The organism is Nocardioides ganghwensis (genome assembly GCF_014779655.1).
GTDB classification, from domain to species: Bacteria; Actinomycetota; Actinomycetes; order Propionibacteriales; family Nocardioidaceae; genus Nocardioides; species Nocardioides ganghwensis.
The window spans coordinates 163,816-173,856 of sequence record NZ_JACXYX010000010.1 but is presented as its reverse complement, the minus strand read 5'-3'; the positions used below and the strand labels follow the sequence as shown (position 1 = coordinate 173,856).

Sequence of the window (10,041 nt, the reverse complement as noted above, 5' to 3'; positions counted from 1 at the left end):
GTGTCGGCTCAGCCGCGGACGGCCCGGACCACGCGCGCGGTGTCGAGCGCGGCGGCCGTGGCCTCCCAGCCCTTGTCCTCGGCCGACCCCTCGAGCCCCGCGCGGTCGAGGGCCTGCTCCTCGGTGTCGCAGGTCAGCACGCCGAAGCCCACCGGGATCGCGTGGTCGACGCTGACCTGGGTCAGGCCGTCCGTCGCGGCCGAGCAGACGTAGTCGAAGTGCGGGGTGCCCCCTCGGATCACCACGCCCAGCGCCACCACCGCGTCGTACCCGGCCCGGGCCAGCGCGGCGGCGACGACGGGCAGCTCGAACGTGCCGGGGACCCGGATGACCTCCGGCTCGCTGACCCCGTACGCCGCGAGCGCGCGCTCGGCGCCGGCGACGAGGCCGTCCATCACCTGCGTGTGCCAGGTGGCGGCGACGACCGCGACCTTGAGGCCGCTCGCGTCGTAGGGCTGGGCGGTGGGGGCTCCGGCGCCGCTCATCGTGCTTCTCCTTCGCTGGGGTCGTGCTCGTCCTGGTGGTCGACCGCGAGGTCGGGCAGCTCGTGGCCCATCCGGTCGCGCTTGGTCCGCAGGTAGGTCAGGTTGTGGTCGGTGGGGTGGGGCGTGATCGGCACCCGCTCGGTGACCCTGATCCCGAAGTCCTCCAGGCTGGAGACCTTGTCGGGGTTGTTGGTCATCAACCGCACGGCGCCGATGCCCAGGTCGCGCAGGACCTGGGTGGCGGTGCCGTAGTGCCGCGCGTCGGCGGGCAGGCCGAGGTCGAGGTTGGCGTCCACGGTGTCGCGACCGCCGTCCTGCAGCTGGTAGGCCTGCAGCTTGGCGACCAGGCCGATGCCCCGCCCTTCGTGGCCACGGAGGTAGACCACCACTCCCTTGCCCTCCTCGACGATCGCTCGCAGGGCCTCGTCGAGCTGGGGCCCGCAGTCGCAGCGCTCGCTGCCGAAGACGTCGCCGGTCAGGCACTCGCTGTGCACCCGGGTCAGGACCGGCTCGCCGGCCGCGACCGCTCCCGCGATGTCGCCGTGGGCGAGCGCGACGTGCTCGCTGTCGTCGATGGTGATCCGGTAGCCGTACGCCGTGAACTCGCCGTGGCACGTGGGCAGCCGGGTCTCCGCGACCCGCTCGACGTGCCGCTCGTGGCGGCGGCGGTAGCGGACCAGGTCCTCGATGGAGATCATCGCGAGCCCGTGCTCGTCGGCGAACTCCCGCAGCTCGGGGCCGCGCTTCATGGTCCCGTCGTCGTTGACCACCTCGACGAGCACACCGGCCGGGGTCAGGCCCGCGAGCCTGGCCAGGTCGACGGCCGCCTCGGTGTGCCCGCGACGCACCAGCACGCCACCCTCGCGGTAGCGCAGGGGGAACACGTGCCCGGGACGGGTGAGCTCCCACGGCTCGGTGGCCGAGTCGGCGAGGGTGCGCGCCGTGTGGGCGCGGTCGGCGGCGCTGATGCCCGTGGAGACCCCGTCGCGGGCGTCGACGGAGATCGTGTACGCCGTGCGCAGCCGGTCCTTGTTGTGCGGGGTCATCAGCGGGATCTCGAGCCGCTCGAGCATGGCGCCCGGCATCGGCACGCAGATGACGCCGCTGGAGTGGCGGATGGTGAAGGCCATCAGCTCGGGCGTCGCCTTCGCCGCAGCGAAGATGATGTCGCCCTCGTTCTCGCGGTCCTCGTCGTCCACGACGACCACGGCCTTGCCGGCGGCGATGTCCTCGATCGCCCGCTCGACGGGGTCCAGTCGCACGCTCATGCCGCGACCACCTCCTTCTCCTCCTCGACGGCCTCGACCACGGTCCGGCTGTCGCGCCACCAGACGAAGAAGCCGATGACGACGAAGACGGCGTAGAACAGGTACATCCCGGCCGTCGGGTAGTACTCGGCCCGGATCAGCGAGGTCACGCCGACGACGTCGACCAGGACCCAGACCAGCCAGAACTCCACCCAGCCCCGGGCCATGCCGTAGGTCGCGAGCATCGAGCCGGCGAGGATCCAGGCCTCGGTGAGCGGCCCCCACGACCCGAGCACGCGGGTGAGCAGGACGTACGCCGCGGCGTAGCCCACGACACCGAGCACGAGGAGCTGTCCCCGCTCGGCCCACGTCGCCCAGCGTGGCGCGATCGCGCCACCGTCCGAGGCACCGCCGGCGTTGCGCGCCTGCGACCAGCGCCACCACCCGTAGACCGACACAGCCGCGAAGAACACCTGGCGGCCGGCCTGGCCCCACAGGGGCTCCTCGACGGCCCCGGAGAACTCGCCCGTGGCGAAGACGGTGAAGAGCAGCAGGTTGCCGACGAGACCGACGGGCCACGCCCACACGAAGCGCTTCATCCCGAGGATCGCGCTGGCCAGGCCGAACAGGTTGCCGATCACCTCGCGGGCGCCGAGGGCGCCGCCCGGCACCGGGATGGTGCCGTGGACCAGCCATTCGAGCAGGGACATCATTCTTCCTCGTCGTTCGCGGTGGTGGGGGCCGCGGCGGTTGCCGGGGCGTAGGCGCCGAGCAGCTTCTCGACGTGCTTGGCGATGACGTCGGCCTCGAGGTTCACCAGGTCGCCGACCCGGCGGCTGCCGAGCGTGGTGCGGGCGAGCGTCTCGGGGATGAGGCTGGCGGTGAAGCTGGCCTCCCGCGCCTCGACGACGGTGAGGCTCACGCCGTCGACGGTGATCGAGCCCTTGTCGACGACGTAGCGCGCGAGGTGCGCCGGCAGGGAGATCTCGACGACGTCCCAGTGCTCGCTGGGAGACCGCGAGATCACCTCGCCCACACCGTCGACGTGGCCCTGCACGATGTGGCCGCCGAGCCGCTTGTCGACGGTGACCGCCCGCTCGAGGTTGACCCGGTCACCGGGGACGGCCCCGCGCAGCGAGGTCTTGTCGAGCGTCTCCTGCATCAGGTCAGCGGTCCAGCGACCCCCACCGATGTCGGAGACCGTGAGGCAGCAGCCGTTGACGGAGATGGAGTCACCCAGCACGGTGCCCTCGAGCACGGTGTCGGCGGCCACGGTGAGCCGGATGGCATCACCCTGGTCGGTGACCTCTGCGATCGTGCCGAGCTCCTCGACGATCCCGGTGAACATCAGTTCCTCCTCAGGTGGGGGCGCATGGTCAGGCGCACGTTGGTGTCCTCGCCGTCGTGGCCCTGGAGCACCGTCACGTCGGAGACGTGCAGGTGGAGGGCGTCGGCGATGGTGCCGATGCCGAGGTCGCCGACCGCGGTGCGGCCGGCGCCGAGCAGCATGGGCGCGACGTAGGTGACGACCTCGTCGACCAGTCCGGCCGCGAGGAAGGCAGCGGCCAGGGTCGGCCCGCCCTCGAGGAACACGTGCTGGCGGTCGCGCGCGAACAGGTCAGCCAGCGCCTGCTCGGGGTCGCGGGTGCGCAGGCGCACCGTCTCGGCGCGGTCGTTGAAGATGCGGCGGTCGGCCGGCAGGTCGCGCAGCCCCATGACCGCGCGCAGGGGCTGGATCGCGACCGGCTCGTCGAGCTCGTCGCGCACGGTGAGCTCGGGGTCGTCGACCTCGACGGTGCTGGTGCCGACCAGCATCGTGTCGCACAGCGCCCGCAGGCGGTGCGTGTCCAGGCGCGCCGCGCGGCTGGAGACCCACCGGCTGGTGCCGTCGGCGGCGGCGCTGCGACCGTCGAGGGTGGTGGCGAACTTCCACGTGACGAACGGCCGGCGCCGCGCGATGGCGAAGGTCCAGGCCCGGTTGACCGCCTGCGCCTCCTCGATCATCTCGCCGCCGACGACCTCGATCCCGGCCTCGCGCAGCCGGCCGGCGCCGCCCACGGCGACCGGGTTGGCGTCGGGCTGGGCGAACACGACGCGTACGACACCCGCCGCGATCAGCGCCTCGCTGCACGGTCCGGTGCGGCCGGTGTGGTTGCAGGGCTCGAGGGTCACGACGGCGGTCGCGCCGCGAGCGGCCTCACCCGCCTCCGCGAGCGCCGCGGCCTCGGCGTGCGGCGTGCCGGCCCCGCGGTGGAAGCCCTCGGCGATCGTCGTGCCGTCCGGCGCGAGCAGCACGCACCCGACACGGGGGTTCGGGCCGAGAGGCACGCCGGGGGTGGTGGCGAGCGCCAGGGCGCGCCGCATGGCGCTGCGCTCCGCCTCGCTGGTCGTCATCTCCGCCTCCGGTCCGGTGTCTGGACTCAGGGGGGCGGCGACGGGGCGCGCCTCCGCGAGGAAGTGGCGCGCGAGCCGTCAGCGTGCACTTCTCATCCGGACTTTGACCGTCGGTCCAGGAGTTCCACCTGGTCAACCGGCCACTGGCGGTGGTCGGGTCGCGGACTGTGACCGCCGGTGCGGAGTTACACCGCCCCCAGAGCACGCAAGCTCTTCGTGCCGGTAACCATGCCACAACCGCGACCATTCCCTCACCGGCGTCCACGGGTGACGTGCGCAACACTCAGGCCTGGTCGAGGAACCTGTCGAAGACGCGGGCGCCGAACTCGAGCGCGTCGACGGGCACCCTCTCGTCGACGCCGTGGAAGAGGGCGGTGAAGTCGAGGTCCGCCGGCAGGCGCAGCGGCGCGAAGCCGTACGACCTCATGCCGAGCTTGCGGAAGTGCTTGGCGTCGGTGCCGCCGCTCATCAGGTAGGGCGCGACCAGCGCGTCGGGATCCTCCGCCAGCAGGCTCCGCGTCATCGCGGTCACCAGGTCCCCGTCGTACGGGGTCTCCCACGGGTCCTGCTTGGACTCGAACTCGAAGTCGATGCCGTCGCCGGCAAGCTCGCGCAGCGTCGCGAAGAACTCGTCCTCGTAGCCGGGCAGGAAGCGGCCGTCCACCGTTGCGTGGGCGTCGGTCGGGATGACGTTGGTCTTGTAGCCGGCCCGGAGCATCGTCGGGTTGGCGGTGTTGCGGATGACCGCGCCGAGCATCCGGGCGGCGTCGCCGAACTCCTCCACCAGCGCCTCGGCGTTGTCGGGGGTCGCCTCCGTGCCGGCGAGCTCCCCGACGGTGGCGAGCAGCACCTCCATCGTCGGCGTCAGCCGTACGGGCCACTGGTGGGCGCCGATCCGGGCGACGGCGCCGGCGAGGCGGGTGACGGCGTTGTCGTCGTTGATCATCGAGCCGTGGCCGGCCCGGCCCCTCGCCGTGAGCCGCATCCAGGCCATGCCCTTCTCCGCGGCCTCGATCAGGTAGACCCGGCGACCGCGCACCGTGGCGGAGAAGCCCCCGACCTCGCCCACGGCCTCGGAGCAGTCGGCGAACAGGTCGGCGTGCTGGTCCACGAGGATCCCGGCGCCGTGGTGGCCACCCGCCTCCTCGTCGGCGGTGAAGCAGAGCACCAGCTCCCGGTCGGGGGCGGCCTGCGCGGCGGCGCGGGCGCGTACGACGCTCAGCAGCATCGCGTCGAAGTCCTTCATGTCGACCGCGCCGCGGCCCCAGACGTGACCGTCCTTGATCTCGCCGCTGAACGGGTCGACCTGCCAGTCGGACGCCTCGGCCGGTACGACGTCGAGGTGACCGTGGACCAGCAGCGGGGCGCGACCGTCGCCGCCGCCCCAGCGCGCCACGACGTTGGCCCGCCCGGGGCGTCCCTCGATGATCCGGCTCTCGATCCCGACCTCGTCGAGCAGCGCGGCGACGTGCTCGGCGGCCTTGCGCTCCCCCGGCCCGTCGTCCGTGCCGTAGTTGGACGTGTCGATGGCGATCAGGTCCTGGCAGAGCTGGACGACCTCCCTGGCCGGGTCGTACGAACGGTCCTGCGAGCCGGCTGCCGGGCTGTCCGTGGGCGTCTGTTCCATGCCGTCCATCCTGCCCCACGAGCAAGCACCAGCCCCGATTCGTCGGCGGCGAAGTGCCTTGCTACTCTTCTCCAGCACTCGTCCGGGTGGCGGAATTGGCAGACGCGCTAGCTTGAGGTGCTAGTGCCCGTATTAGGGCGTGGGGGTTCAAGTCCCCCCTCGGACACAGAAGGACACGATCGAGCCCCAGGCCACCGGCCTGGGGCTTCGTCGTTGTCGTGGGTCGGCGTTGTCCTGGGTCAGCGACGGGACCATGCCGGCACGATCTCGACCCTGAAGCGGTCGTTGATCGGCTCGGTGAGCACCGGCACCGCTGTCGACACGGCGACCGGCGCGTCGGGATTGTCGGAGAGGGTCACGACGTGGATCCGGGTGGTGCCGTCCGGGGGGCCGCGCCGGAAGGCGAGCTGCCTTCCGTTCGGGGACCATGTCGGGTCCTGGTCGATCTCGTCGCCCTCGAGGAGGGGCCGGGCTGAGGCTCCCAGCTCGAGCGAGACGGTGAAGAGGTCCCTGTCCGGCGGCACGCCGTCGCCAGTGGAGCGCGTGAAGGCGATGGTGTTGGTGAGCGGCGAGAAGACGGCGTCACCGTCCCTCGACTGGTCGGGCATGAGCGCCCGGCGCGTGGTCGAGGGGTCGTCGAGCTCGAGGGTGAACAGGGTCCCCTCCATCGGCTTCGTCGTCTCCGTCTCCGAGCGCACCGCCGACCAGTACACGACGTGGTCGCCGTCGGGCGAGATCGTCGGGTCGCCCACGCGGCGGTCCGAGGTCTCGTCGAGGACGCGCGTGGCGCCGGTCGCCAGGTTGAGCTCCACCAGTCGGTACTGGCCGTCCTCACCGATGCACGGGGAGACGATGAGGTCCGGATCCTCGGGGTGCCGGGCGGGACGCTCCATGCTCTTCTCGCAGAGCTCGGGCGGTTCGCCGAACAGCGGATCTCCCGTCTGGTCCGCGGCCGACGGGTCGGCGACCAGCAGCCGGAAGGTGTCGCCTGTCTTCTCCGTGAAGATCAGCGTGTCGCGTTTGCGGCTGATCGACGCGCCTGCCCAGCGGGCGTTGCCGTCCGTCACCCGTTCCCAGCGATCTCCTTCCACGTCGACGCGGTACAGATCGAGCTGGGAGTCCTGCGGCCCGGCGGCGACGAGCAGCTGGTCGTCAGCCAGCGGCGACGCAGCAACCGGCAGGACCGTCGTCGCCCGGGCCCCATCCTCACCACCTTCCTCCACCCCGCCACCGGAGTCGGTGCCGGGCCCATCGCCGGAGTCGAGGGTGGCGAGTGCGAGCACCACCGCCACCACGGCTGCCGCGCCGCCCGCACCGATCGCAAGTCGGCGCCAGACCGAGCCGGGCAGCGGGTCCGACACCGGGTCTGGCGGCGGGGGTGGCGGGACGGCGTGGACGTCGTGGAAGATCGCCCCGTCCGGCGCACGCAGGAACAGCACCGGCGTCGCCCACTCGTCCCGGAACCCTCCCAGCAGCGCCTTGCGGGCACTGGTGACGGCCTGGTCGACCGGGAGTCCGTCGACGAGGGAGCCGTAGAAGTCACTGGTGAACGCGACGGCAGCGCGATCGCTGATGGGGAACTGCATCGCGACCACGGCGGTGGCGTCCTGCTGGACGAGTCCCTGGGCGATCCCACCGAACGGGTCGAGGGCGTCGGTGCGCGCCGAGCGGCAGGCGTTGAGCACCACCATGCGCAGCGGGTCGTGGTCGCGCACGAACGGTCCCAGCACCGACGACGTGATCGCAGCGCGGGCACCGTGCTCGTTCTCGAAGTAGATCACTCCCTCGCGGAGCCGTTCGTCGAAGTCGCCGTGGCCGACGAAGTGGATCACGTGTGTCTGGTGGTGCCGCAGCCACGGGCCGAGCTCTGCCACGACCGGGGAGGGCAGCCGGTCGAGCACCACCGACCCCGTCGCGACGCGGTCCGCCATCGCTTCGTTCAGCCGCTCCCACTCGGCCTCGACGTCGAGGGTCTCCAGGTCGGTGGGCGAGGCGATCACGGCGAGCACCCGCAGCGGGCCGTCGACGGTGATCGCCCGCGGCACCGAGGGGACGTCGACGTAGCGCACCAGCGGTGTCCGCTCCGACTGGGCGATGAAGTGGTTGTTGGGCTTGTCGTAGAGGAGCTCCCACGGCAGTCCCGCGATCTCGGCGGCATCCGTGAGCCGCAGCCGCAGGCGGAGTCCGCCGGCCTTCTCGCGAGCGACGTCCTGGCTCCGCGACCACGCAAGCAGCACCTCGTCGCGGAAGATCGCGTCGTACAACGGGCCCCCGAAGTCCATCGCCGCCTGCTGCTGGGTGCTGGCGCCCGACCTGCGCGTGCCGCTGCGGCCGGGGTCGAGCTTGAGCAGGAGGTTCTCGAGGGTCGTCCCGTCGAACGGGAGCGCGAACCTCACGCTGGAGGCGGTGCCGACCGGCGAGCCGGTGACCAGGGCGGCGTACGACCCGTCGACCTCCTTCTCGATCAGGAGGTCGAAGTTGACGTACGTCCTCGTGGTCACGTCCGGGTCACTCGGCCCTCGCCAGCTCGCCCTCGATGTCGGCGTAGTCCGCCGTGTAGCGCAACGTCCCGCCGTCGGTGAGCTCGAAGAAGTCGCCCGCGCCGGGGGTGCAGTCGGGCGAGGACGTCGACGTGAACTGGTCGACGTGGATCTCGAACGTCCGCCCCGCGACGCCCTCGAGGCTGGCGCGCCCCTCGCAGGGCAGCGAGCTGACGTAGATGCTGCCGCAGGGCTGGCCGAGACGGCACGGCGCGGTGATGTCGAGCCGCACGTCGAACTCGGTGCCGCCCGACCCGACGGCGGTGCCGGTCCAGGAGCCGGCCAGTGCGTCCCCCTCCCCCGGGTCAACGGAGGCCTCCGAGGCGGTCCCGTCGGGCGTGGAGCCCCCCTGCTCGTCGTCGTCGCGCGTGAGGGCCAGCGCGAGCCCGATGGTGGCGATCGCGATGACGGCACCCCCAGCGACCAGCGCGCGCAGGTGCCGGTGCCGTACGCCCCTGGCCGGCGGTGTCGCCGTGTCGGGGGCTGTGTCGCCAGCGGCACCGGGAGTGGCGTCGGTCGATCCCGTCGGTTCGGACGCGGGGGTCGCGACCACGTTCTCGAAGATCGCCCCGTCGGGGGCCCGCATGAACAGCACCGGAGTGGCCCACTCGTCGCGGAACTCGGCCAGCAGCGCCTTGCGAGCGCTCGTCACGGCCTGGTCGACCGGGAGGCCGTCGGCGACCGAGCCGTAGAAGTCGCTGGTGAACGTGACCGCCGCCCGGTCGCTGATGGGGAACTGCATCGCCACGACGGCCGTGGCATCCTGCTGGACGAGGCCCTGGGCGATGCCGGCGAAGGGGTCCACGGCGTCCGTACGCGCGGACCGGCACGCGTTGAGGACCACCAGCCGCAGCGGGTCGTGGTCGCGCAGGTGGGGCCCGAGCACCGAGGACGTCACGGCCGTCCGTCCGCCGAGCCGGTCCTGGAAGTAGAGCACCCCCTCGTGCAGGCGATCGTCGAAGTCGCCGTGGCCGATGAAGTGGACGACGTGGGTGGGGCGGCGACGGAGCCACGGTCCGAGCTCGGCGAGTCGGGGGCTCGGCAGCCGGTCGAGGACCACCTGGCGCCCGTCGATCCGGTCGGCGAGCGCCTCGCGGAGGCGCTCCCACTCGGCGTCGACGTCCAAGGGCTCGAGGTCGGTCGGCGAGGAGATGATCGCCAGGACCCGGAGCGGACCGTCGACGAGCATTGGCCTCGGCACGTGCGGGACGTCGAGATAGCGCACGAGCGGGGTCCGCTCGGACTGGGCCGGGAAGGCGTTGGTACGCCGGTCGTAGAGCAGCTCCCAGGGCAGGCCCGCGATCGCCGGCGCACCCGTGAGCCGCAGCCGCAGCCGCAGGCCGGCACCCTGCGCCCGGCTGAGGTCCTGGCTCCGCGACCACGCCACGCCGACCTCGTCGCGGAACAGGGCGTCGAAGAGCGGGCCGCCGAAGTCCATCGCCGCCTGCTGCTGGGTGCTGGCGCCGACGCGCCGGGTCCCCGAACGACCGGGGTCCAGCTTGAGCAGCAGGATCTCGAGGGTCTGCCGGTCGAAGGGCAGGCGGAACTCCTGGCTGGTGGCCTCGCCCACCGGGGACCCGGTCACCAGCGCCTGGTACTGGTCCTCGGCCTGCTGCTCGACCAGCAGGTCGAAGTCGAGGTAGCGACGAGGAGGCATGGCGCGCTCTTTCGCAGGTGGTGCTGCTTGGACCAGACTAGATCCGCCGACCGGTGCTGAGGTACCCATGGCGACCCGCATCTTCGAGCCG

The 10,041-nt window shown here is 72.2% G+C and carries 8 protein-coding genes, 1 tRNA gene and 1 riboswitch; of the genes, 1 reads left to right on the top strand and 8 read right to left on the bottom strand.

The window, feature by feature from the left end:
- Window positions 1-8 precede the first annotated feature (8 nt).
- The 6 genes from ribH to IEZ24_RS13925 form a co-directional block, all read right to left on the bottom strand.
- Window positions 9-485 carry a 6,7-dimethyl-8-ribityllumazine synthase gene (gene ribH / locus IEZ24_RS13950; RefSeq protein ID WP_129454327.1) on the bottom strand — a complete coding sequence of 159 codons (477 nt, stop codon included), beginning with the start codon at window positions 483-485 and terminating at the stop codon, window positions 9-11.
- Window positions 482-1,753, bottom strand: coding sequence for a bifunctional 3,4-dihydroxy-2-butanone-4-phosphate synthase/GTP cyclohydrolase II (locus tag IEZ24_RS13945; protein ID WP_129454328.1), 1,272 nt, complete (start codon window positions 1,751-1,753; stop codon window positions 482-484). Before IEZ24_RS13945 ends, ribH begins: the two co-directional genes overlap by 4 nt.
- On the bottom strand, window positions 1,750-2,445 hold the full coding sequence (gene pnuC, locus IEZ24_RS13940; RefSeq protein WP_207206756.1) for a nicotinamide riboside transporter PnuC: 696 nt from the start codon (window positions 2,443-2,445) through the stop codon (window positions 1,750-1,752). The genes IEZ24_RS13945 and pnuC overlap by 4 nt, the downstream gene beginning before the upstream one ends.
- The gene (locus IEZ24_RS13935) at window positions 2,442-3,080 is read right to left on the bottom strand and encodes a riboflavin synthase (RefSeq protein ID WP_129454330.1); all 639 of its coding nucleotides are present in this window, start codon (window positions 3,078-3,080) and stop codon (window positions 2,442-2,444) included. The genes pnuC and IEZ24_RS13935 overlap by 4 nt, the downstream gene beginning before the upstream one ends.
- Entirely contained in the window at window positions 3,080-4,126 is a 1,047-nt protein-coding gene (gene ribD / locus IEZ24_RS13930; protein WP_224745308.1) for a bifunctional diaminohydroxyphosphoribosylaminopyrimidine deaminase/5-amino-6-(5-phosphoribosylamino)uracil reductase RibD, read from the bottom strand. The genes IEZ24_RS13935 and ribD overlap by 1 nt, the downstream gene beginning before the upstream one ends.
- A 79-nt stretch (window positions 4,127-4,205) precedes the next feature.
- A riboswitch (FMN riboswitch) is annotated at window positions 4,206-4,335 on the bottom strand.
- Between the two features lie 74 nt (window positions 4,336-4,409).
- Window positions 4,410-5,753, bottom strand: a complete 1,344-nt coding sequence (locus IEZ24_RS13925) for a M20/M25/M40 family metallo-hydrolase (protein WP_207206757.1) — start codon at window positions 5,751-5,753, stop codon at window positions 4,410-4,412.
- Between the two features lie 80 nt (window positions 5,754-5,833).
- Here IEZ24_RS13925 and IEZ24_RS13920 point away from each other — a divergent pair.
- Window positions 5,834-5,919: transfer RNA gene (locus IEZ24_RS13920), tRNA-Leu, on the top strand.
- Window positions 5,920-5,992: 73 nt separating this feature from the next.
- On the opposite strand, the gene IEZ24_RS13915 is transcribed toward IEZ24_RS13920, so the two are convergent.
- Window positions 5,993-8,254 carry a CHAT domain-containing protein gene (locus tag IEZ24_RS13915; protein WP_129454332.1) on the bottom strand — a complete coding sequence of 754 codons (2,262 nt, stop codon included), beginning with the start codon at window positions 8,252-8,254 and terminating at the stop codon, window positions 5,993-5,995.
- Window positions 8,255-8,261: 7 nt separating this feature from the next.
- Window positions 8,262-9,950 carry a CHAT domain-containing protein gene (locus IEZ24_RS13910; RefSeq protein ID WP_129454333.1) on the bottom strand — a complete coding sequence of 563 codons (1,689 nt, stop codon included), beginning with the start codon at window positions 9,948-9,950 and terminating at the stop codon, window positions 8,262-8,264.
- Window positions 9,951-10,041: the final 91 nt, after the last annotated feature.

Excerpts from the sequence above, each read along its gene's own strand:
- ribH (WP_129454327.1), bottom strand. The coding sequence starts at position 485 with ATGAGCGGCGCCGGAGCCCCCACCGCCCAGCCCTACGACGCGAGCGGC.
- IEZ24_RS13945 (WP_129454328.1), bottom strand. The coding sequence starts at position 1,753 with ATGAGCGTGCGACTGGACCCCGTCGAGCGGGCGATCGAGGACATCGCC.
- pnuC (WP_207206756.1), bottom strand. The coding sequence starts at position 2,445 with ATGATGTCCCTGCTCGAATGGCTGGTCCACGGCACCATCCCGGTGCCG.
- IEZ24_RS13935 (WP_129454330.1), bottom strand. The coding sequence starts at position 3,080 with ATGTTCACCGGGATCGTCGAGGAGCTCGGCACGATCGCAGAGGTCACC.
- ribD (WP_224745308.1), bottom strand. The coding sequence starts at position 4,126 with ATGACGACCAGCGAGGCGGAGCGCAGCGCCATGCGGCGCGCCCTGGCG.
- IEZ24_RS13925 (WP_207206757.1), bottom strand. The coding sequence starts at position 5,753 with ATGGAACAGACGCCCACGGACAGCCCGGCAGCCGGCTCGCAGGACCGT.
- IEZ24_RS13910 (WP_129454333.1), bottom strand. The coding sequence starts at position 9,950 with ATGCCTCCTCGTCGCTACCTCGACTTCGACCTGCTGGTCGAGCAGCAG.